The sequence below is a fragment of the Massilia sp. 9096 genome (genome assembly GCF_000745265.1).
In the GTDB taxonomy this organism is placed as follows: Bacteria; Pseudomonadota; Gammaproteobacteria; order Burkholderiales; family Burkholderiaceae_D; genus Telluria.
The window spans coordinates 3180766-3201754 of the sequence record NZ_JQNN01000001.1 but is presented as its reverse complement, the minus strand read 5'-3'; the positions used below and the strand labels follow the sequence as shown (position 1 = coordinate 3201754).

The following is a 20989-nucleotide window of genomic DNA, read 5'->3' as shown; positions in this document are numbered from 1 at the left end:
GCGGCCGGGTCACTGGCCCGGATTGGTCCAGCGTGCATGGATCGCATCGATCTGCGCAATCACCTCGTCGGGCAGCGTCAGGCTTTCAGCGTCGATGTTTTCCTTGAGCTGATCGAGGTTCGTCGCGCCGATGATGGTCGAGGCCACGTTCCAGCGGTTGTAGCACCAGGCCAGCGCCATCTGGGTGGGCGTGAGGCCGTTGGCGCGCGCCAGAGCCGCGTATTCGCGCACCGATTCGAACACGGCCGGACGCAGGTAGCGCGGGCTCCAGGTCGGCGGGAAAATCGTCAGGCGGCCGACCGCCTTCGGATCGTCGATGTACTTGGCGCTCAGCTGGCCGAAGGCGAGCGGGCTGTAGGCCAGCAGGCTGACGTCTTCGCGAAAGCACACCTCGTCCAGTAGCGTGGTCTCGAACGCGCGTGCAGTCAGGTTGTACAGATTCTGGATGGTGGCGATGCGCGGCAGGCCGTGGATTTCGGACTGCTTGATGAATTCCGACACGCCCCACGGGCTCTCGTTCGACACGCCGATGTGGCAAATCTTGCCTTCCTTGACCAGGTCGGCCAGCGCTTCCAATGTTTCCTCGACCGGGATGCCGGGGCGTTCCTTGGAAGGATCAAAGCTGTTCGAACCGAAGATCGGCACGTTGCGGCTCGGCCAGTGCAGCTGGTACAAATCGACGTAGTCGGTCTGCAGGCGTTTCAGGCTCTCGTCGAGCGCCGCGCGCAGGTTGGCGGCGTCAAGGTTTTGCTTTCCGCCGCGGATCCAGGTCTGGTTCGGGTTCGGGCCGGCGGCCTTGGTGGCCAGCACGATGCGGTCGCGCTTGCCGCTCTTCTTGAGCCAGGTGCCGATGAAGCGCTCGGTCGAGCCTTGCGTCTCGGCGCTGGGCGGCACCGGGTACATCTCGGCGGTGTCGACGAAGTTGATGCCGCGCTCCAGGGCGTAATCGAGCTGGCTGTGGGCATCGCTTTCGGTATTTTGCTGGCCGAAGGTCATGGTGCCGAGGCACACGCGCGAGACGGCCAGGTCGGTCCTGCCCAGTTTGTTCATTTTCATTGCCGGTTTCCTTTCTGGGCGCGAAGGGCGTCGGCGCATTCGCGCACCAGCGCCGGACCGCGGTAGATCAAGCCGCTGTACAGCTGCACCAGCTGGGCGCCGGCCTGGATCTTGGCCGCCGCGTCCTGGCCGCGCAGGATGCCGCCCACGCCGATGATCGGGATGGCGTCGCCGACTTCCTTGTACAGGGCACGGATCACGATGTTGGACAGGTCGAACACCGGCGCACCCGACAGGCCGCCTTGCTGGGTCGCGTGGCGCATGCCTTCGACGTCGCGCCGCATCAGCGTGGTGTTGGTGGCGATCACGCCGTCGATGCGATGGCGCAGCAGGGCCGCGCCGATGTCGCGGATCTGGTCGGCGTCGACGTCGGGCGCGATCTTCAGCGCCAGCGGCACGTAGCGGCCGTACTTGTCGGCCAGGCGCGACTGCTCGCCCTTGAGCTGGGCGAGCAGGACGTCGAGTTCGGACGCGTCCTGCAGTTGCCGCAGGTTCTTGGTGTTGGGCGAGGAAATATTGACCGTCACATAGCTCGCGAACGGATACACCGCGCGCAGGCATTCGAGATAATCGTCGGCGGCGCGTTCGATCGGCGTGTCGGCGTTCTTGCCGATGTTCAGGCCGAGCACGCCCTGCTTTTCCTGGTAGAAGCGCGAGGCCTGCACGTTGGCGACGAAGGCGTCGACGCCGCCGTTGTTGAAGCCCATGCGGTTGATGATGGCGCGCGCGGCCGGCAGGCGGAACATGCGCGGCTGCGGGTTGCCGGGCTGCGCACGCGGCGTCACGGTGCCGATCTCGATCGAGCCGAAGCCGAGCGCGGCCAGGCCGTCGATGTAGGCGCCGTCCTTGTCCAGGCCCGCCGCGAGGCCGACCGGGTTCGGGAAGGTGATGCCCATGACCGTGCGCGGGTCCGGCTTCGGCTTCCTGATCGCGCCGGTCAGGCCGAGCCGCTCGGCGCGGCACAGCATGGGCAAGGTCAGGTTGTGGGCCTTCTCGGCATCGAGGGCGAACAGCAGGGGGCGGGCAAGTGGGTACAGGGACATGTTGAGCTGTGTAGGGTTTGGCGACATTTTACCCTGCGCAGTTACGATGTCGCACCTCCCCGTTCAGCCAAATGCATTCAGCGCTCCAGCACGCCCCAGACGCCGTCGATGCGCGCTTCCAGCGGGCGGAAATTGATCTTGTACGCCATCTTCGGGCTCTGCTCGATCCAGTAGCCGAGGTAGACGTAAGGCAGGTTCAGTTCGCGCGCCTGTTCGATCTGCCACAGGACGTTGTAGGTGCCGAACGAGGCGCCTTCGAGGTCCGGATCGAAGAAGGTGTAGACCGAGGACAGGCCGTCCGACAGCACGTCGATGATCGAGACCATGCGCAGCGTGCCGTCCGGCTCGCGGAACTCGACCAGGCGCGTGTTGACCCGGCTTTGCAACAGGAATTGCGCGTACTGGTCGCGGCTGTCCTGGTCCATGCCGCCGCCGACGTGGCGCGTGGTCTGGTAGCGCAGATAGAGCGCGTAATGCTCGTCCGAGAACGACAGGTTGGCCACCGTCGAGATCAGGTTGCCGTGGCGTTTCCAGGCGCGTTTCTGGCTGCGGTTGGGCGTGAAGGACTCGACCGCCACGCGCACCGGAATGCAGGCGCGGCAGCCGTCGCAGTAGGGGCGGTAGGTAAAGATGCCGCTGCGGCGAAAGCCGTTGCGCACCAGCTCGGAATAGACGTCCGCGTTGATCAGGTGGGACGGGGTGGCGACCTGCGAACGCGCCTGGCGCGTATCGAGGTAGCTGCACGGGTAGGGCGCCGTGGTGTAGAACTGCAGCGTCGAAAAAGGCAGATCGTTAAGGTGCGTCATGCAAAGGCTCTCGAGACGACAGGTTTGAGAGCATTGTAGCCAAAGACGCGGGCGCGCACCGTTAGGTGATCAACGGAGGCGCAACTTCCCAGCATGCGATCGGCGGTTCATCGATGGCTTTGCGCAAATGCTCGAGAAAGTCGCGGCGCGAGACCGGAAACGCGCCGAGCGAGGCCAGGTGCCCGGTCTCCTGCTGGCAATCGAGCAGCTTGACGCCGTGCGAGCGCAAAAAGCTGACCAGGTAGGCCAGCGCCACCTTGGACGCGTCCGAGACGCGCGCGAACATCGACTCGCCATAGAACATGCGGCCGATGCACACGCCATACGCGCCGCCGACCAGTTCGCCGTCCAGCCACACTTCCGACGAGTGCGCATGGCCCATGCGCTGCAGTCCGGTGTAGCCGGCGATGATGTCTTCGGAGATCCAGGTACCGGGGCCGTCCTTGCGCGGCGCGGCGCAGGCGCGCATCACCGCTTCGAACGACGAGTCGAAGCGCACGTCCCAACGGCCGCCCTCGATGCGCGAGCGTTCGACCTTGCGCAGGGTTTTTTTCAGGCTGTCGCTGACCTTGAGGCGGTCGGTGTAGAGCACCATGCGCGGGTCGGTGCTCCACCACAGGATCGGCTGGCCTTCGGAAAACCAGGGAAAGATCCCTCTGCGGTAAGCCTGCAGCAGGCGCTGCGGCGACAGGTCGGCGCCGGCCGCCAGCAGCCCGGGCGCATCGGTGGTCAGCGCGGTGGACACGTCGGGGAAGGGCGTATTCGCCTCGAGCCAGGGGATCATGGTCGGTCCGGTGGAAAGGGCAGGGTCAGTCCGGTTGTTCGGGGGCGGGGTCGTCGGCGCGCATGCGGCGCGTGATGTCGCGCGTGTGGAAGCCATGGCCGCCTTCGCCTTCGCGCATGCGCGCGCGGTCGGCGAAGAACAGTTCGAGCGTCGTCACGATGGTCGGGAAGGCCAGCTCGTCCCAGGGGATCTCGTGCTCGGCGAACAGCTGCACGTCGAGGCTCTCGATGCCGGGAGCGAAATCAAGGTCGCGCAGCGTGGCCAGGTAGAACAGGTGGACCTGGTGCACGTGGGCCACGTTGAGCAGCGTGAACAGCTTGCCGAGTTCGACCTGGGCGCCGGCTTCTTCCTCGGTCTCGCGCAGCGCGGCCTCGCCGGTGGTTTCCTCGTTTTCCATGAAGCCGGCCGGCAGCGTCCAGTAGCCGTAGCGCGGCTCGATCGCGCGCTTGCACAGCAGCACTTTCAATTCGCCATCCTGTTCCCATACGGGGATGGAGCCGATCACCATCTTCGGATTCTGGTAGTGGATGGTGCCGCAATTGGTGCACACGTAACGCGGACGGTTGTCGCCTTCGGGGATGGCGACCGTGACCGGAAACGCGCACTCGGAGCAGAATTTCATGGAAAAAAAGGGTGGTGAACTTGCCCTTACTTTACACCGGTTTGCCCCGGCTGTGCCGCCGTCCAGGGGGCGGCCGGAAGCGGGTTTGCCTAAACCGGGCAAGCTCTGTATAATGCGAAGCATCAGACGCGGGGTGGAGCAGTCTGGCAGCTCGTCGGGCTCATAACCCGAAGGTCACAGGTTCAAATCCTGTCCCCGCAACCAAATTCCGAAGCCGTTGATCCTGTTCTGGATCAGCGGCTTTTTCGTTTCTGGCCGCCCCTCCCGGCGCGCTCGACCTGTCGCAAGCTTCGTACTTTTCCACGCAACCTGCGCCGACCAGCCCGGTCGAATCATTGTCGGCTACAACGTCGACACTTCAATGTTCTCTATGTGTTCTCTATGTGGTCTGTATGGATTGCGGAGCTGAACGATGATTACTGTGGAAGACATCAACGAAGCCTGGGGCTGGTGCGGCCTGAATGCGGTGGCGGTGATGGGGGAAAACGCCTTCGGCAAGCTGATCATCCGCGACGAGGACGGCGCCTACTGGCGCATTTCGCCGCAGGACCTGTGCTGCGAACCGGTGGCCGAGGACCGCGCCGCCCTCGACGCCCTGTCGTACAACCAGGAATTCCTGAACGACTGGTACATGCCCGACGAAGTGCACCTGGCCGAATCCATCCTCGGCCCCTTGAGCGCCGGACGCAAGTACTGTCTCAGGATTCCCAGCGCGCTGGGCGGCCGTTACGGGCGCGACAACCTGGCGATGGCGCCCTTGTCCGAGCTGATCCGCTTCTCTGGAGAGGGCGCGCAGCAATTCGAAGGCATCCCACTGCTCAACTGAAGCGCCCAGAACACATCGAGGACACCGATTTGAAACAGGCCGCGGTCATCGGTCTCGCGGACGGTCTTGACGCGCTTGAAGCTGACGACAATCCGCGTCTCGGGCGACGGGGGGCGAGGCTTCGAGCAGTGCCAGGCAGGCGCTGGCTCAAGCGGCGCTCGTATCCAGGCTGGCCCACAGGTAAGCCGCCGCCATGGTCCGGTGTGGACGATAGGCCTGCAGGAATGCCTCGGCCTCGGCGATCGACGGACGGGTCTGGCTGCCGAGCAGGCGGCCGATGGCGCTGCGCACGGCCACGTCGCCGTGCAGCGAGCAGTCGGGGTAGCCGTAGCCGCGCAGCAAGGCGTAATTCACGGTCCAGGGGCCGATGCCCTTGACGGCCAGCAGCCGAGCGCTGACGGCGTCCGGGTCGCCGGACGCCGCGTGCGCCAGATCCGGCGCCAGGTCGAGCGCGCCGTCCGCCACAAGACGCGCCAGGCGCAGCAGCGTCTCGGCTTTTGCACGCGAAAACTTTCGGCTGGTCAGCTGCTCGATGTCGAGGCGGGCCACGTCGACCGCTTCCGGATAGCACCACAAACCGCTCGGATGCGCGCGCCCGGCCTGCTCGATGAAACTGCGGCGCAGCGAGATCGCGAACGGCAGGTTGATCTGCTGGCCGATGATGGCCCAGGTCAAGGCTTCGAACACGGTGGCGGCCTGGATCACGCGCAAGCCGGGCCGGCGTGCAACCAGCGGCGCGAACAGCGTATCGTCGGCGATGAACCGCGCGAACGCGGCCGGGTCGATGCGCAGGCCGAGCATGCCGGCGATGGCCTCGCGCGCACGCGCGGACACGCGTGCGCCGGCAGGTGCGCCCGCGCCGCCGCTGTCCCCAGTGTCGCCAATGTCGACCAGGCACTCGGCCACGCCCGCATCCGCATCGATGCGCACGTCGAGCACGAGCGCCACGCCGTCCAGCAGCACGCCCTTGCGGATGCGCGTGCCCTCGACCCGCTCGCCCAGCGCCTGCGCGTCGCGGCCGTGAAAGGCGAGCGCATCCTGCACCCGGTAGCCGGGCGGCAACGCGATCCTCAAGGCTTCGGCCGTCACTTGCCCGACGCCGCAACGGCGCCCGCGGAACGCTTGATGCGCGGGGTGAAGCCGGTCACCAGTGCGGTGCCGAGCAGCACGATCGGCGCGCCGACCAGCGTGTACCAGCCAACCGTTTCGCCCAGGAACAGCACGCCCCACAGGATGCCGAAGATCGGGTTCAGGAAGGTCACGGTCAGGGCCGAGGCGCTGCCGACTTCGGCGATCAGGCGGAAGTAGACCAGGTAGGCGATGCCGCTGCACAGGATGCCCAGCGCCAGCACGGCGCCGGCGATGCCTGGCGTCGGCGCGCCGCTGGACGGAAAGAACGGCAGCACCGGCAGCACCATGATGGCCGAGCTCCACATCGTGCCGTGCGCGTTGGCGAACGGCTCGACGCTCCTGGCCGAGCGCGCGTACACGCTGGCGATGCCGTAGCACAGTGCGGCGGCCAGCGCGGCCACGGTCGCGAGGCCGGCGCCGGCGCGCGCGGAGACATGGTCGAACCCGACCAGCAGCGCCACGCCGACCGTGCCGAGCACCAGGCCGAGCGCGGTGCGCGCGCTGATCGCCTGGCGTTTCCAGACCGCGCCGACCAGCGCGCCCCACATCGGCGCGGTCGCGTTCAACACCGATTCCAGCGAGGCCGACAGCACCTGCGCACCGTAGGCGAACAGCAGGAACGGCAGCGCCGAATTGAAAAAGCCCAGGATGAAGTAATGCTTCCAGTGCTCGCGCAGCTGCAGTTTCTTGCGCAAGACCAGCCCGACGGCGGCCAGGAACAGGGCCGCCAGCAATACGCGGAACTCGATCAGCACCGCCGGCCCGAGCGTGGGCGCGCTGATGCGCATGAAGAGGAAGGAGCCGCCCCAGATGGCGGCGAGCGAGACCAGGCGAAGCAGATTGGCGGTGTTCATGTCGGCGATGGTGGATGACCCGGCGCGGGCCTGCATCCCGGGTATTGCGGTCGAATCGGGATGCGTAATGGCGAATCTGCAATGATACAAAAGAACCGGGCCGCGAGTGCGGCCCGGTTCGTATCTGGCGGCGCCCAGGTTCAGGGCGCCGGGTTCAGCGTGCTGGATTCAAGGCGTCAATGGCCGCTTGGCGCTGCGCTTGGCCTTGATCTCGGCCTGGGCCTTGTCGATGGCGGCCAGGCGCGGCGCCAGCGCCGGGTGGTTGGCGCCATAGCCGTTCAGCACGCCCGGCGGATAGGTCTCGGCCAGGCGCTTCCAGAACGCCGCCGCGCCGCCCGTGTCGTAGCCGCCGCGCGCGGCCAGGTACAGCCCCAGGCGCGCGGCCGCGGCGTCCATCTCGGGGGGCATCGGTTTGACGCCGCCGCTGCCGATCAGCAGCGAGGTGTCGGGCACGATGCCCTTGAGGTTGTCGATGATGCTGCCGAGCGTGGCGTTGTTGCGCTGCGCCGCCGCGTGGCCGAGGATGTTGTGCGCCATCGTCGTGGCCAGTACGTAGGCCAGTTCGTCGTCGTCGCGGGTGAAATTGATCATGCCGCGCGTGACCAGCACGCGCGAACCGTCGGCGTAGGCGTTGACGTTGTCGGCGTTGCCCAGTTCGATCGCGAAGGCGCAGGCGCGCGTGACGGGGATCGTCAGGTTGCGCTCGTTGCCGCGGCGCTCGATCGTCATCGGCAGGCTGGCGCTCTTGCCGACGATCTGGCCGAAGATGCCGCCGATCTGGCTCAGCGCGCGTTCGCCGGTCGGCGCCGGCTTGCCGGCGGCGGCGATCACCACGTCGCCGTTCTGCAGGCCGGCGCGCGCGGCGCCGCTGCCGGCCAGCACGCCGGTCACCTGCAGGCGATCGTCCATGCCGAAGGCGCGGTGCGCGGCCTCGTTGTAGTCGCCCGGGTAGGACCAGCGGTTCTTGAGCGTGAAGCCGAGCAGGTTGCGCGTCTGGTTCCGGCACAGGTCGGCATTCTGGATCAGCAGCGGCGCGGCGACCTTGTACAGCCGGTCCTGCAGGTTCGCCATCTTGGTCAGCGTCTCGGCCTCGGCGCTCACCTGCGGGCTCAGGGCCGGTGCTTCGGCCGCGCGCGGCGGCATGCCGGGCAGGGCGGGCGCGGGCGCCGGCGACTGGGTCGCGCAGGCCGACAGCAGCAGGGCGAAGCCGGCGCCGAGGATCGGCGATGCGTGCTTTGCAAGACGGCGAATCAAAATCATGTGCTCCTCGCAGGTTGGGGACCTCGCAAACCTACCAAGCTACGGTTGTCGAGGCCCCTTTTGTGTTGTTGGTTTTGTTCGGTGTTGTTTACTGCTTGCCGGTGCTGCCGAAGCCGCCGGCGCCGCGCTCGCTGGCATCGAAATCGTCGACGACGTTGAACGCCACCTGCAGCACGGGCACCACCACCAGTTGCGCCAGGCGGTCCAGCGGCTGCAGCGTGAATGCCGACGCGCCGCGGTTCCAGGTCGAGACCATCAGCTGGCCCTGGTAATCGGAGTCGATCAAGCCTACCAGATTGCCGAGCACGATGCCGTTCTTATGGCCGAGTCCGGAGCGTGGCAGGATCATCGCCGCATAGCCCGGATCGGCGATGTGGATCGCCAGGCCGGTCGGGACCAGTATGGTCTGGCCGGGTTCGAGCGTGAGCGGGGCGTCGATGCAGGCGCGCAGGTCGAGGCCGGCGCTGCCCGAGGTGGCGTAGGCCGGCAGGAAGTCGCGCATGCGCGCATCGAGGATTTTCAGGTCGATGGTTTTCATTCTTGATTCAGGTGATGCAGGGGATTCGGTAGTTCGGATGCGGACTCAAGCCAGCAGCGAGCGCTTCTCCAGGCGCTTGGCGATCTCGGACACCAGCTGGCGCGCCAGCGACAGCTTGCTGGCCTGCGGCAGCGCCGTGTGGCCGCTGTCGTCGAACAGCACGATCGCATTCTCATCCTGCCCGAAGGTTTGTGGGCCGATATTGCCCACGAGCAAAGGAATGCCTTTCTTCTCGCGCTTGACGGCGCCGTATTCGATCAGGTTTTCCGATTCGGCGGCAAAGCCGACGCAATACGGCCAGCCGTTGATCGACGTGGTGGCGGCGACGCTGGCCAGGATGTCCGGGTTCTGCGCGAACGTCAGTTCGGGCGCATGGCCGCCGGCGTCCTTCTTGATCTTGTGGGGACTGACGTTGTCGACGCGCCAATCGGCCACGGCGGCTACGCCGACGAACACGTGCTGGCCCTCGACCCGGTCCATGACCGCGTCCAGCATCTGCCGGGCGCTTTGCACGTCGACGCGGCGCACGCCGTGCGGGACGTCCAGGGCGGTCGGCCCCGACACCAGCGTGACCTCGGCGCCGGCCTCGCGCGCCGCGCGCGCGATCGCGTAGCCCATCTTGCCGGAGGACAGGTTGGTGATGCCGCGCACCGGATCGATCGCTTCATAAGTCGGCCCGGCCGTGATCAGGACGCGCTTGCCCGCCAGGACCTTGGGCTGGAACGCCGCGATCACTTCCTCGAGCAGCTGCTCGGGTTCGAGCATGCGGCCCATGCCGGTCTCGCCGCAGGCCTGGGAGCCGGCGGCCGGGCCGAGGATGCGGACGCCGTCTTCCTTCAGCTGGGCCACATTGCGTTGAGTGGGGGGCTTTTCCCACATCTCGACGTTCATGGCCGGCGCGGCCAGCAGCGGCACCCCGTGCGGGCGCGCCAGGCACAGCGTCGAGAGCAGGTCGTCGGTGGCGCCATGGGCCAGCTTGAACAGGAAGTCGGCCGAGCACGGGGCGACCAGGATCGCGTCGGCGTTGCGCGTCAGGTCGATGTGCGCCATGTTGTTGGGGATGCGGCCGTCCCATTGATCGAGGTAGACGGTGCGCCCGGACAGCGCCTGCATCGTCACCGTCCCGATGAAATGGGTGGCGGCCTCGGTCATCACGACCTGCACCTGCGCACCTTCCTTGACCAGGGCGCGGCACAGTTCGGCGGCCTTGTAGCAGGCCACGCCGCCCGACAGGCCCAGGACGATCTTCTTGCCCTTCAGGTCCATGCTGATTGCTCGCTCAGTGTTGATTCAGTGTTTATTTACGCGGCGCAGTTCGTCGAAGATGAACAGGATCGCGCCGATCGTGATGCCGCTGTCGGCGATGTTAAAGGCCGGGAAGTGGCCCACGCCGCGCCAGTAGAAATCGAGGAAGTCGATCACGTGGCCATAGGCGACGCGGTCGATCAGGTTGCCCAGCGCGCCGCCCATGATCAATGCCAGCGCCCAGCAGAACATGCGCTGGCCGGCGTGGCGGCGCAGCAGGTAGATGATGAAGCCGACCGCGGCCACCGCGATCGCGCTGAACAGGTAGCGCTGCCAGCCGTTCTGGGTGCCCAGGAAGCTGAACGCGGCGCCCGGGTTATACGCCAGCACCAGGTTGAAGAAGCTGGTGATCGGCTTTTCTTCGCCGTGCATGAGGGTGCGCGTGATCGTGATCTTGCTGATCTGGTCGATCAGGATGACGATGAAGGCGATGCCGAGCCAGGGCGCCAGGCTGGTGCTGGCGCCGCCGCTGCGCGAGACCGCGCTGATGGTCGATTTCTTTTTGGTGGCCATGATGGATGGTCAGGTAGTGATGGAAGCCGAAAAGGAAAGACGCCGCGCCCGCGCGTGCGGGCGCGGCGTCCTGCTTACGCGAAGCGGCGCTTTTCGCCGCTGCCGAACAGGTTCGCGGTGCAGCGGCCGCACAGGCCTGGGTGGGCCGGATCGTGGCCGACGTCGCGTCGATAGTGCCAGCAGCGCTCGCACTTCGCGGCATCCGACGGGGTCACCGCCACCGCCTCCTGGGCGGCGTCCGTGACCTGGTCGACGGTCGCGGCGGAGGTGATGAAGACGAACTTCAGGTCGTCATCCAGGCTGGCCAGCGCATCGTACTTCTCGCCGGCGGCGGCCACCGCAAGCTCGGCCTGCAGCGAGGAGCCGATCGCGCCGGATGCGCGCACTTCTTCCAGCTGCTTGGTGACGTCGGTGCGCACCGCGCGCAGCAGGGCGTACTTGCCCAGCAGCGCTTCGGCATCGGCGATCGCCGGGAATTGCCAGAAGGTCTGCGTGAAGATGGTTTCGCCGCTGTCCGCAAAGGCTTTCTCGCCGGCGAACACGGCCCAGGCTTCCTCGGCGGTAAAGGACAGGATCGGCGCCATGATGCGCAGCAAGGCATGGGCGATGTGCCACAGCGCGGTCTGGGCCGAGCGGCGTGCGACGGAGTCGACGCCGGTGGTGTACAGGCGGTCCTTCAGGATGTCGAGGTAGAAGCCGCCCAGGTCTTCCGAGCAGAAGTTCTGCAGGCGTGCGACCACCGGATGGAACTCGTAGCGCTCGAAGCTGGCGGCCGCTTCAAGCTGCAGGCGCGCGGTTTCGGCCATTGCGTAGCGGTCGATCTCGAACATCTGCTCGACCGGCACGGCATTGGTCGCCGGGTCGAAGTCGGAAGTGTTGGCCAGCAGGAAGCGCAGCGTGTTGCGGATGCGGCGGTAGGCTTCGGTGACGCGTTTCAGGATCTCGTCGCCGATCGACAGCTCGCCGGTGTAGTCGGTCGAGGCCACCCACAGGCGCAGGATGTCGGCGCCGAGGGTGTCGCTGATCTTCTGCGGCGCCATCACGTTGCCGAGCGACTTGGACATCTTGCGGCCCTGCTCGTCGACCGTGAAGCCGTGCGTCAGCAGCGCCTTGTAGGGCGGCGTGCCGTTCAGCATCGACGAGGTCAGCAGCGACGAGTGGAACCAGCCGCGGTGCTGGTCCGAGCCTTCCAGGTACAGGTCGGCAGGGAACGCGGACTGGTCCTTGTGCGAGCCGCGCAGCACGGTCTGGTGGGTCGAGCCGGAGTCGAACCAGACGTCCAGCGTGTCGCGGTTCTTTTCATAGATATCGGCTTCGTCGCCGAGCAGCTCGCGCGCGTCGAGCTGGTGCCAGGCTTCGATGCCGTGTTCCTGGATGCGCTGGGCCACCTGCTCGAGCAGCTCGGGCGTGCGCGGGTGCAGCGCGCCGGTTTCCTTGTGGATGAAGAAGGCCATCGGCACGCCCCACTGGCGCTGGCGCGACAGGGTCCAGTCCGGACGGTTGGCGATCATGCCGTGCAGGCGCGCCTGGCCCCACTCGGGGAAGAACTTGGTCTGGTCGATGCCGGCCAGCGCGGTCTCGCGCAGGCTCGGGCCGCCATCCTTGGGCGTGATGTCCATGCCGGCGAACCACTGGTTGGTGGCGCGGTAGACGATCGGGGTCTTGTGGCGCCAGCAGTGCATGTAGCTGTGGTCGAACATCTTGAGTTCGAACAGGGCGCCGGCCTCGGTCAGGGCCGCGCAGATCGGCTTGGACGCTTCCCAGATCGTCATCCCGCCGAACAGCGGCAGGGTCGAGGCGAAGCGGCCGTCGCCCATCACCGGGGTCAGGATGTCCTCGTCCTTCATGCCATGCGCCTTGCACGACTGGAAGTCTTCCTGGCCGTAGGCCGGGGCCGAGTGGACCACGCCGGTGCCGCTGTCGGTCGTCACGTAATCGGCCGGGTAGACCGGCGACGTGCGGTCGTAGAACGGATCGGCCTGGTTGAGCGGGTGCGTGAAGCGGATGCCTTCGAGCTTGGCGCCGACGGTCTCGGCGACGACTTCGCCCTCCAGCTTGTAGCGCTGCAGGACCGATTCAGCCAGGTCTTTCGCGACGATCAGCAGCTCGTCCTTGCCGTTGCGCTGGGTCTTGACCAGCGCATACGTCACTTCCGGGTGCACGTTCAGCGCCTGGTTGGACGGGATGGTCCACGGGGTCGTGGTCCAGATCACGATGTAGCCGTCGCCTTGCGGCAGCTGCGCCAGGCCGAACGCGTCGGCCAGCTTTTCCGGTTCCGCGAACGGGAAGCCGACGTCGATCGCCGGGTCGCGCTTGTCCTGGTATTCGACTTCTGCCTCGGCCAGCGCCGAGCCGCAATCGAAGCACCAGTTGACCGGTTTCAGGCCGCGGTAGACATAGCCTTTTTCGAGCAGCTTGCCGAGGGCGCGCAGTTCGTCGGCTTCGTTACCGAAGGCCATCGTCATGTAGGGGTTTTGCCAGTCGCCGAGGACACCCAGGCGGATGAAGCCGGCGCGCTGGCGGTCGATCTGCTCGAGCGCGTAGGCGCGCGCCTTTTGCATGACTTCGAGCACCGGCAGGTTCTTGCCGTACAGTTTTTCGATCTGGATCTCGATCGGCATGCCGTGGCAATCCCAGCCCGGCACGTAAGGCGCGTCGAAGCCGGCGATCGTGCGCGACTTGACCACGATGTCCTTCAGGATCTTGTTGACTGCGTGGCCCAGGTGGATGTCGCCGTTGGCGTACGGCGGACCGTCGTGCAGCACGAATTTCGGACGGCCGGCGCTGGCCTTGCGGATGCGCTGGTAGATCTTCTTGTCCTGCCATTGCTTGACCCAGCCCGGCTCGCGCTTGGCGAGGTCGCCACGCATCGGGAAGGGCGTGTCGGTCATGTTGACCGGGTATTTGCTTTCGGGTTTCTTGGCGCCTTTTTGGCCAGGTTTGGTATCGGACATGGTGTTTTTCTAAAGTGAACTGCTGTTGTTCGTGGTGGCCGGGCGTGTCATGCGCACGGCGCAATGCGGCGTGAGGCGGCGGTGCGGACCGCGCTCAAATTCGGTCGGTGGCGGTGAGGGCGCCGGGGCGCCGGGCGAACCAGGCGCGCGCTTGCTGGGCGTCGCGATCGATCGCGGCGGTGAGGGTCGGCAAGTCGACGTATTTTTCTTCGTCGCGCAGCTTGTGCAGGAATTCCACGCGCACCAGCTTGCCGTAGCAGGATTGGTTGAAATCGAAGATATGCACTTCGAGCAGCATGCGGCCCGCATCCTCGACGGTCGGGCGCACGCCCAGGCTGGCCACGGCCGGCAGCGGCTCAGGGCCCAGGCCATGCACCTGCACCACGAAGATGCCGGCCAGGGCCGGGCGATGGGTGACGCGCAGGTTCAGGGTCGGAAAGCCGAGCGTGCGGCCGAGCTTGGCGCCATGGATCACGTGGCCCGACATCGAATACGGGTGGCCGAGCAGGGCGCGGGTCGCTTCGAAGTCGCCGGCGGCGAGCGCGGCGCGCACGGCCGAGGACGAGATACGGGTCGATTCGTGCAGCACGGCGGGCAGGCTGTGCACCTCGAAGCCGTGCTTCTTGCCGGCTTCGGCCAGCAAGGCGACATTGCCGGCGCGCCGGGCGCCGTAGCAGAAATCGTCGCCGACCATCAGCCATTTCACGTGCAGGCCGTCGACCAGCACGCGCTCGGTGAAGTCCTGCGGCGACATCGCCGCGAAGTGTTCGTTGAAGTGCTCGACGATGACGCGGTCGACGCCCGCGTTGGACAGCGACTCGAGCTTGTCGCGCAGGTTGGCGATGCGCGCCGGCGCCTTGGACAGATCGCCGCTGCGCTGGGCGAAATATTCGCGCGGATGCGGTTCGAACGTCATCACCGCGGCTTCCAGGCCGAGACGGCGCGCGCTGGCGGTCACGTGGGCCAACAACGCCTGGTGGCCGCGGTGGACACCGTCGAAGTTGCCGATCGTGAGTGCGCAGGGCGCGCGCGCGATGTCGTTGGGAAGTCCGCGAAATACCTTCATTGGATGAGACGTGATCCGAGGCGAAATACCAGATTATACGGCAAAGCCCATGTTGCACATCGCAATGCCGATTGGGCAAGGCCGGCCACGCGCATGCGCGCGTGCGCGTCCGTGCGTGCGCGCATGAAAAAAGCGCTGCCTGTACGGGACAGGCAGCGCTTTCGGGCACCGCGTTCTGCACTCTGCTGGCTGCAGAGGCAGGGCAGGGCGGATTACGCCATCGGGTGGTTGATCGCCATGATGAAGTAACGCGCGATGTCGGCGGTGCCGTCGTTGCCGCCCACGGTCTTGAGCGTGGTGATGGCTTGCTGCTTCTTGCCGGCGGCGGCGTAGGCTTCGCCCAGGCGCAGCTTGGCCAGTTCCGGATACTTCAGCTTGCCCGACTTCATGCCGGCGTCCATCAGCTTCAGGCCCTTGTCGGCCTGGCCCGACTGCACCAGCGAGTAACCGAGTTCGACCATGCCGTCGTAGTCGGCATCCTTGTTCAGCTGGGCTTCGGTCGCGGCTTCGCTCTTGTTCTGGTCGGCCAGGCTCTTCTCGGCCAGGTCCTTCAGGCGCTGGTGACGCGCCGCATCCGGACCGGTGCCCAGGGCGCCCGACTTGTAACCCTTGTCGATCACCTTGATGGCTTCAGCCGGCGCCTTCTCCTGCAGCACGAGCTGGGCCATTTCCATGTATTCGCTCGGCTTCTTCAGCAGGTTGTTGGCCAGTTTCAGGCGGTACACGTCCACCGACAGGCGGCCCGAGAAGCCCGGCTTGCCTTGCACACGGTTCAGCAGGTCGTTCCAGTACTGGGGCTTCGGATAGCTGGCGGCCAGTTTTTCGATGGTGTTGACGTAGCCGACCTTGTCGTTCTTCTTCAGTTGAACGTTGGCCAGCATGCCGAGCTCGTCTTCGCTCAGGCGGCCGCTCTTCTCAGCGTTACGCAGAGCGGTTTCCAGCGCGGCGACATTGCCCTGCTTGTAATAGTTCTGCATCAGGTAAGCGCGCAGCTTCGGATCGTCGCGCTCTTTGAGCTGGCGTTCGATCGCGGCGTTGGCCTTGTTCAGGTCGCCGGCGCGCATGTAGATGCCGATCAGGCCTTCCGAGAATTGCGATTTCTCGGCGGCGGACAGCTTGCCCGAACCGATCAGGTATTCGAACGACTTGGCCGCGGTCTCGTAGTCGCCAGCCTGGGAGGCGGCGCCGGCGCGGGTGCGTTCGATCAGATAGGTTTCGTTGGCGGATTTGTTGGCGGCCTTGTCGGCGTCACGCAGCTTGGCCAGGGCTTCCTTGTTCTTGCCCTGCTTCATCAGTTGCTGCGCTTCCTGCAGCGGCTTACCGACTTCCGGACGGAGCGTTTCAGCAGCGTAAGCCGGAGCCAGGCCGACGATCGGGGCGGCGGCGGTAAAGCCAAGTGCGGCCAGTGCGAGGCCGAGGTGTGCGAGGCGGAACTTGAGCATTATCGGTTTTCTTTCATTCAAAATAGACACGGCAGGGAAACCCTGCCGTGTTCATTATAGCCAATGCGATTACTGGAACTGTTCGTTACCGACCACACCGATCTTGGTGACGCCGAGACGCTGGGCCGCAGCCATCACGCCTGCAACGACCTTGTACTCGACCAGCTTGTTCGGACGCAGGTGCACTTCCGGCTGATCGGCCATCGAGGCCACTTCCGACATCTTCGATTCCAGGGTTGCGCGGTCGGGGACCGGAGCGTTATCCCAGAGAATCGTGCCGTCGAAGTCAACGTCGATCGTGACGACTTTCGGCGGCTCGGTCGGCGGCGGCGGGTTACCAACCGGCATGTTCAAGTTGACCGCGTGGTTTTGCTTCGGAATCGTGATGATCAGCATGATGATCAGCACCAGCATGACGTCGATCAACGGCGTCATGTTCATTTCCATCATCGGTTCCGGATCTGCGCTCTTGGCACCGGACGAACCAACGTTCATACCCATGGTGTTTCCTTTCCAAATTCAGGGGGCCAGCCCGACACCGGCGAACCGGTATCGAGCCGAGGGCTTCCCGACGGTTAGCCCTTATCAGGCGGTTCGGTAATGAAACCGACCTTCTGAATGCCGGCACGTTGGGCCGTGTACAGAACCTTGCCGATGAATTCGTAGCGGGTTTGCTGGTCGCCACGGATCTTCACTGCCGGCTGCGGAACCTTCACCGATTCCTTGGCCAGGAAATCGAACAATTCATCGGTGTTGTTGAGGTGCTTCTGGTTCCAGTACATCTCGCCGTCTTTATTGACGACGATGGCTACGTCTTCCGGCGTGGTTTTCTCAACCTGGTTGATCTCCATCGGCAGATTGACCTTCTGCAGCTTGAGAACGACCGGGCTGGTGATCAGAAAGATGATCAGAAGAACCAGCATCACGTCCACGAGGGGCGTGGTGTTGATCTCTGACATCACGGCATCTTCATCTCCGCTATCGGAGCCAACACTCATTGCCATGGTTTAGCCAACCTTTTTAGCAGTACCAGCAGCGGCACGTGCAGCTTCCGAGGTGTGCATTGCGCCCGAGATCAGGACCGAGTGCACGTCTGCGCTGAAGGAACGGACGTCTTCCATCGCAGCCTTGTTGCGGCGTACCAGCCAGTTGTAACCCAGAACGGCAGGAACTGCAACGAACAGACCGAATGCGGTCATGATCAGTGCTTCACCCACCGGGCCTGCGACCTTGTCGATCGACGCGTTACCGGTCATACCGATGTTGGTCAGTGCGTTGTAAATACCCCAGACGGTACCGAACAGACCGATGAACGGTGCGGTCGAACCGACGGTTGCCAGGAACGACAGGCCATCCTGCAGACGCGACTGGACTTTGTCCACGGCGCGCTGGATCTGCATGGTCACCCAGGTCGACAGGTCGATCTGCTCGAGCAGGGCGCCGTCGTGGTGCTGGGTTGCCTTGGTGCCGGTTTCAGCGATGAAGCGGAACGGCGAGCCATCCTTCAGTTGCGCCGAGCCGGCAGCGATCGACGGAGCTTTCCAGAATTTCTGGTTGGTTTCCTTCGACTGGCGGAAGATCTTCATCTGATCCAGCAGCTTGGTGATCATGATGTACCACGAACCGATCGACATGATCGACAGGATGATCAGGGTGCCGCGCGAAACGTTACCGCCGTTCCAGACAGCTGCCGGGCCGAACGGGTTTTCGATCTCTTCCTTGTTGCCGCCAGCTGCCGCCGGGGCCGGCGCTGCTGCTGCCGGCGCCGCTGCGGGCGCTGCCGCGTCAGCCGCCGGTGCTGCAGCCGGGGCGTTCGCTGCTGCCGATGCCGGAGCGTCGGCGAAAGCCGGTGCGGACACCAGCGCCGATGCTGCAGTCACCGAGAACAGGACGGCCGCCAGGGTAGCGGACAAACGGGTATTCTTAAACATGCTTCCTCCAAAAATTTAAAATGAACAGTTCGCTGAACAAATGACAACGAAAATCATGATGTAAGGCGTTGTGCGCCTCGGGTTATTCCAGCGTCCAGACGTACTGCACAGGCTGCGAGGATTCCACTGCGGTGCCGTTCTCGGTTCCCGGTTTGAAGCGGCACTTGCTCAGGGCAGTCATAGCGGCCCTATCCAGGTCTCGGAAGCCGCTCGATTTTTGAATCGAGGCTCCCTGCACCGAACCATCCGCCGCAATCTTGAACAGGATGGTCGAGGTACCCGTTTCTTCGTTACGCAGCGACGATTTCGGATATTCCGGCTTCGAGCACGTATTGAAGTCCACGACCGCCGCGGTCCTTGCCGGGCCTGCCGGTTTGGCCGGCGGGGCCGGCGGTGCGTCAGGAACCGGCGGAGCGCGGTTGATTTCCTTCGACGGCGGCGCCTGGTTGGTCGTGTTAGCGATCACATTCTGCTGCGGCGGCGGCGTCTGCACCTGCACTTCAACCGGCGGGATGAACGGCGGGGGAGGTGCCTTCATTTCCGGCGGTGGCGGCGGGGGAGGCGTCTCCGGCGGTGGCGGCGGTTTGACGTCTTCGATAATTTTGGTCTCCACTGCCTCGGACATTTTCGTGACCATACGCTTGCCGAGACCGGAGATGATTCCGTAAGCGACGATCAGGTGCAGAACGATGACAATGGCGATACCAGTTAAATTCTTCCCGGGGTTCTTCTCTTGCGAAAAATTCATCCTGCTTTCTCCAATACCAACCTTTTTTGTTGCTACTAAACCCACAAAACACGACAAAAAGCTAAGAGCCGCATCCGGGACATCGGCGAATTATACCTACGAATTCTTTTTTGCACATACATTTTTATACCTTCAAAGAGCTGCTATTTGCGTGTAAAAACCAGCAAACAAGCTCATCAATTATGTGAACCCGCAGGCATCGCAGCGTAGGATTAAGTTAGTGTTTTTGCAATGTCAAGTGGTGCCCTTTCGTGATGTGTGGAAGATGAGGCGTGGGTGCCCAGTTCGCCGAATTTTCCGAAGCCAATATTTTGACTCGGCAAATAACATATGAGACATGCGTGGCGTTTCTATCAACTATAACCAAGTTCGCAGGGAGGGGGCGTACTGTTGAGATGACTTGCCCCAGAAATCAACGCTTGAGCCACGTAAGGCACGTCTGTGACGACCTAATCTTGATATCGCTCAGTGGCTAAGTAAAATGTTATTTGAAATGTATCAGTTGGGGAAGGGGGTAGAGAAAAATTTTGCCCGCGCCGGACGGCGCGGGCGGAGGGAAGCTAATAGTCAGTAGCGTGCGCGCTTCTCGCGGCGGCATTCGAGACTGCTGACTACGCGCCCGGACGGGTCGACCGTCTCGAGCCGGACGTCGAAACCCCACAGCCGGGCCACGTGTTTCAGCACCTCGTGCGCCTGCTGGTTCAGCGGGCGCCGCTGGAACTGGGTATGGCGCAGCGTCAAGGCCCGATCGTCGCGCGTGTTGACTTGCCAGACCTGGATGTTGGGTTCGCGGTTGCCCAGGTTGTACTGCTCGGCCAGCTGCTGGCGCACGTAGCGATAACCGGCTTCGTCGTGGATGGCCGAGATGGTCAGCTTGTCGCTGCGGTCGTCGTCCAGCACCGCGAAGAAATGGAACTCGCGGATCAGCTTGGGCGACAGGTATTGGGCGATGAAGCTCTCGTCCTTGAAGTTGCGCATTGCAAAGTCGAGTGTCTTGATCCAGTCGGTGCCGACGATGTCCGGGAACCAGGCGCGGTCTTCCTCCGTCGGGTCTTCGCAGATGCGCTTGATGTCGGTCATCATCGCAAAGCCGAGTGCATACGGATTGATGCCGCTGTAATAGGGGCTGGTCGCGGCCGGCTGGTACACCACGTTGGTATGGCTCTGCAGGAATTCCAGCATGAAGCCGTCGCCGACGATGCCCTCTTTATATAGTTCTTGCAGGATCGTGTAGTGCCAGAAGGTCGCCCAGCCTTCGTTCATGACCTGGGTCTGGCGCTGCGGATAAAAATATTGCGAGATCTTGCGCGTGATCCGCACCAGCTCACGCTGCCAGGGTTCGAGCAGCGGCGCGTACTTCTCGATGAAGTACAGCAGATTCTCTTCCGGCTCGACCGGGAAGCGAGGCGGCGGCGCGTCGCGCATCTGTTCTTCGCGTCGCGGCAGGGTGCGCCACAATTCGTTGATCTGAGACTGGATGTATTCTTCACGCTCTTTCTGGCGCAACTGTTCCTGCACGACCGACAGCTTGGCCGGCCGCTTGTAGCGGTCGACGCCGTAGTTCTGCAGCGCGTGGCATGAATCGAGCACTTCCTCGACCGCATCGATGCCGTAGCGCTGCTCGCACTCGGCGATGTAGTTCTTGGCAAAGACCATGTAGTCGACGATGGCGTCGGCATCGGTCCAGGTGCGGAACAGGTAATTGCCCTTGAAGAAGGAATTGTGGCCGTAGGCCGCGTGCGCGATCACCAGGGCCTGCATCGTCAGGCTGTTTTCCTCCATCAGGTAGGCGATGCAGGGGTTGGAGTTGATCACGATCTCGTAGGCCAGGCCCATCTGGCCGCGGCGGTAACTCTTCTCGGTCGAGAGAAAGTGCTTGCCGAAGGACCAGTGGTTGTACGACACCGGCATGCCGACCGACGTGTAGGCGTCGATCATCTGCTCGGCGGTGATGATTTCGAGCTGGTTCGGGTAGGTGTCCAGGCCAAATTTGCTGGCCACCCGGCGAATTTCGTCGTGCGCCTGTTCGATCAGGTCGAAGGTCCATTCCGACTGGTCGGGCAGGGCGCGCGGATTGTTCGGATCTCTTGGCATGATGGCGCCTCGCTTC

The 20989-nt window shown here is 64.3% G+C and carries 20 protein-coding genes and 1 tRNA gene; 2 read left to right on the top strand and 19 right to left on the bottom strand.

Going from position 1 to position 20989, the window contains the following annotated elements; translation table 11 throughout:
* Positions 1-9: 9 nt before the first annotated feature.
* The 5 genes from FA90_RS13730 to FA90_RS13710 all read right to left on the bottom strand — a co-directional run bounded on the left by FA90_RS13730 (position 10) and on the right by FA90_RS13710 (position 4311).
* The gene (locus tag FA90_RS13730; RefSeq protein ID WP_036169580.1) at positions 10-1056 is read right to left on the bottom strand and encodes an aldo/keto reductase; all 1047 of its coding nucleotides are present in this window, start codon (positions 1054-1056) and stop codon (positions 10-12) included.
* Positions 1053-2099 carry a quinone-dependent dihydroorotate dehydrogenase gene (locus tag FA90_RS13725; protein WP_036169577.1) on the bottom strand — a complete coding sequence of 349 codons (1047 nt, stop codon included), beginning with the start codon at positions 2097-2099 and terminating at the stop codon, positions 1053-1055. Before FA90_RS13725 ends, FA90_RS13730 begins: the two co-directional genes overlap by 4 nt.
* A 77-nt stretch (positions 2100-2176) precedes the next feature.
* On the bottom strand, positions 2177-2905 hold the full coding sequence (locus FA90_RS13720; protein ID WP_036169575.1) for an arginyltransferase: 729 nt from the start codon (positions 2903-2905) through the stop codon (positions 2177-2179).
* Positions 2906-2966: 61 nt separating this feature from the next.
* Positions 2967-3689: a leucyl/phenylalanyl-tRNA--protein transferase gene (gene aat / locus FA90_RS13715; RefSeq protein ID WP_036169573.1), complete on the bottom strand. Its 723-nt coding sequence runs from the start codon at positions 3687-3689 to the stop codon at positions 2967-2969.
* A 25-nt stretch (positions 3690-3714) separates the two neighbouring features.
* The gene (locus FA90_RS13710) at positions 3715-4311 is read right to left on the bottom strand and encodes an NUDIX hydrolase (protein WP_036169570.1); all 597 of its coding nucleotides are present in this window, start codon (positions 4309-4311) and stop codon (positions 3715-3717) included.
* Positions 4312-4438: 127 nt separating this feature from the next.
* Between FA90_RS13710 and FA90_RS13705 the strand changes: the two genes are divergently transcribed.
* A tRNA-Met gene (locus tag FA90_RS13705) sits at positions 4439-4515 on the top strand.
* A 208-nt stretch (positions 4516-4723) separates the two neighbouring features.
* Positions 4724-5137 (top strand): T6SS immunity protein Tdi1 domain-containing protein, encoded by a 414-nt coding sequence (locus FA90_RS13700; protein WP_036169569.1) that lies wholly within the window; start codon positions 4724-4726, stop codon positions 5135-5137.
* Positions 5138-5284: 147 nt separating this feature from the next.
* On the opposite strand, the gene FA90_RS13695 is transcribed toward FA90_RS13700, so the two are convergent.
* From FA90_RS13695 to FA90_RS13630, 14 genes are all read right to left on the bottom strand, one after another.
* Positions 5285-6226: a DNA-3-methyladenine glycosylase 2 gene (locus FA90_RS13695; protein WP_036169567.1), complete on the bottom strand. Its 942-nt coding sequence runs from the start codon at positions 6224-6226 to the stop codon at positions 5285-5287.
* On the bottom strand, positions 6223-7122 hold the full coding sequence (locus tag FA90_RS13690; RefSeq protein WP_036175657.1) for a DMT family transporter: 900 nt from the start codon (positions 7120-7122) through the stop codon (positions 6223-6225). Before FA90_RS13690 ends, FA90_RS13695 begins: the two co-directional genes overlap by 4 nt.
* A gap of 168 nt (positions 7123-7290) precedes the next feature.
* Positions 7291-8382, bottom strand: a complete 1092-nt coding sequence (locus FA90_RS13685) for a M48 family metallopeptidase (RefSeq protein WP_036169565.1) — start codon at positions 8380-8382, stop codon at positions 7291-7293.
* 88 nt (positions 8383-8470) lie between these two features.
* Positions 8471-8920, bottom strand: a complete 450-nt coding sequence (dut, locus tag FA90_RS13680; RefSeq protein WP_036169563.1) for a dUTP diphosphatase — start codon at positions 8918-8920, stop codon at positions 8471-8473.
* 45 nt (positions 8921-8965) lie between these two features.
* A complete protein-coding gene (gene coaBC, locus FA90_RS13675; RefSeq protein ID WP_036169560.1) occupies positions 8966-10186 on the bottom strand; it encodes a bifunctional phosphopantothenoylcysteine decarboxylase/phosphopantothenate--cysteine ligase CoaBC in 1221 nt (406 codons plus the stop codon).
* A gap of 24 nt (positions 10187-10210) precedes the next feature.
* A complete protein-coding gene (gene lspA / locus FA90_RS13670) occupies positions 10211-10738 on the bottom strand; it encodes a signal peptidase II (protein WP_036169559.1) in 528 nt (175 codons plus the stop codon).
* 74 nt (positions 10739-10812) lie between these two features.
* On the bottom strand, positions 10813-13692 hold the full coding sequence (gene ileS, locus FA90_RS13665; protein WP_036169558.1) for an isoleucine--tRNA ligase: 2880 nt from the start codon (positions 13690-13692) through the stop codon (positions 10813-10815).
* 94 nt (positions 13693-13786) lie between these two features.
* A complete protein-coding gene (locus FA90_RS13660; RefSeq protein ID WP_036169557.1) occupies positions 13787-14758 on the bottom strand; it encodes a bifunctional riboflavin kinase/FAD synthetase in 972 nt (323 codons plus the stop codon).
* A 212-nt stretch (positions 14759-14970) separates the two neighbouring features.
* The gene (locus FA90_RS13655) at positions 14971-16200 is read right to left on the bottom strand and encodes a lipopolysaccharide assembly protein LapB (RefSeq protein WP_036169556.1); all 1230 of its coding nucleotides are present in this window, start codon (positions 16198-16200) and stop codon (positions 14971-14973) included.
* A gap of 69 nt (positions 16201-16269) precedes the next feature.
* Positions 16270-16701, bottom strand: a complete 432-nt coding sequence (locus FA90_RS13650) for a biopolymer transporter ExbD (protein WP_197065300.1) — start codon at positions 16699-16701, stop codon at positions 16270-16272.
* A gap of 74 nt (positions 16702-16775) precedes the next feature.
* On the bottom strand, positions 16776-17204 hold the full coding sequence (locus FA90_RS13645; RefSeq protein WP_036169554.1) for a biopolymer transporter ExbD: 429 nt from the start codon (positions 17202-17204) through the stop codon (positions 16776-16778).
* A 3-nt stretch (positions 17205-17207) separates the two neighbouring features.
* Positions 17208-18131 carry a MotA/TolQ/ExbB proton channel family protein gene (locus FA90_RS13640; protein WP_081933846.1) on the bottom strand — a complete coding sequence of 308 codons (924 nt, stop codon included), beginning with the start codon at positions 18129-18131 and terminating at the stop codon, positions 17208-17210.
* Positions 18132-18213: 82 nt separating this feature from the next.
* A complete protein-coding gene (locus FA90_RS13635; protein WP_036169553.1) occupies positions 18214-18879 on the bottom strand; it encodes an energy transducer TonB in 666 nt (221 codons plus the stop codon).
* A gap of 567 nt (positions 18880-19446) precedes the next feature.
* Positions 19447-20973: a SpoVR family protein gene (locus tag FA90_RS13630; RefSeq protein WP_036169552.1), complete on the bottom strand. Its 1527-nt coding sequence runs from the start codon at positions 20971-20973 to the stop codon at positions 19447-19449.
* Positions 20974-20989 lie beyond the last annotated feature (16 nt).

Coding starts and splice junctions, on each gene's coding strand:
- aat (WP_036169573.1), bottom strand. CDS start 3,689: ATGATCCCCTGGCTCGAGGCGAATACGCCCTTCCCCGACGTGTCCACC.
- FA90_RS13630 (WP_036169552.1), bottom strand. CDS start 20,973: ATGCCAAGAGATCCGAACAATCCGCGCGCCCTGCCCGACCAGTCGGAA.
- FA90_RS13685 (WP_036169565.1), bottom strand. CDS start 8,382: ATGATTTTGATTCGCCGTCTTGCAAAGCACGCATCGCCGATCCTCGGC.
- FA90_RS13710 (WP_036169570.1), bottom strand. CDS start 4,311: ATGAAATTCTGCTCCGAGTGCGCGTTTCCGGTCACGGTCGCCATCCCC.
- FA90_RS13655 (WP_036169556.1), bottom strand. CDS start 16,200: ATGCTCAAGTTCCGCCTCGCACACCTCGGCCTCGCACTGGCCGCACTT.
- FA90_RS13730 (WP_036169580.1), bottom strand. CDS start 1,056: ATGAAAATGAACAAACTGGGCAGGACCGACCTGGCCGTCTCGCGCGTG.
- FA90_RS13690 (WP_036175657.1), bottom strand. CDS start 7,122: ATGAACACCGCCAATCTGCTTCGCCTGGTCTCGCTCGCCGCCATCTGG.
- FA90_RS13720 (WP_036169575.1), bottom strand. CDS start 2,905: ATGACGCACCTTAACGATCTGCCTTTTTCGACGCTGCAGTTCTACACC.
- FA90_RS13645 (WP_036169554.1), bottom strand. CDS start 17,204: ATGGCAATGAGTGTTGGCTCCGATAGCGGAGATGAAGATGCCGTGATG.
- coaBC (WP_036169560.1), bottom strand. CDS start 10,186: ATGGACCTGAAGGGCAAGAAGATCGTCCTGGGCCTGTCGGGCGGCGTG.
- FA90_RS13725 (WP_036169577.1), bottom strand. CDS start 2,099: ATGTCCCTGTACCCACTTGCCCGCCCCCTGCTGTTCGCCCTCGATGCC.
- FA90_RS13660 (WP_036169557.1), bottom strand. CDS start 14,758: ATGAAGGTATTTCGCGGACTTCCCAACGACATCGCGCGCGCGCCCTGC.
- lspA (WP_036169559.1), bottom strand. CDS start 10,738: ATGGCCACCAAAAAGAAATCGACCATCAGCGCGGTCTCGCGCAGCGGC.
- dut (WP_036169563.1), bottom strand. CDS start 8,920: ATGAAAACCATCGACCTGAAAATCCTCGATGCGCGCATGCGCGACTTC.
- FA90_RS13635 (WP_036169553.1), bottom strand. CDS start 18,879: ATGAATTTTTCGCAAGAGAAGAACCCCGGGAAGAATTTAACTGGTATC.
- FA90_RS13700 (WP_036169569.1), top strand. CDS start 4,724: ATGATTACTGTGGAAGACATCAACGAAGCCTGGGGCTGGTGCGGCCTG.
- FA90_RS13650 (WP_197065300.1), bottom strand. CDS start 16,701: ATGGGTATGAACGTTGGTTCGTCCGGTGCCAAGAGCGCAGATCCGGAA.
- FA90_RS13640 (WP_081933846.1), bottom strand. CDS start 18,131: ATGTTTAAGAATACCCGTTTGTCCGCTACCCTGGCGGCCGTCCTGTTC.
- ileS (WP_036169558.1), bottom strand. CDS start 13,692: ATGTCCGATACCAAACCTGGCCAAAAAGGCGCCAAGAAACCCGAAAGC.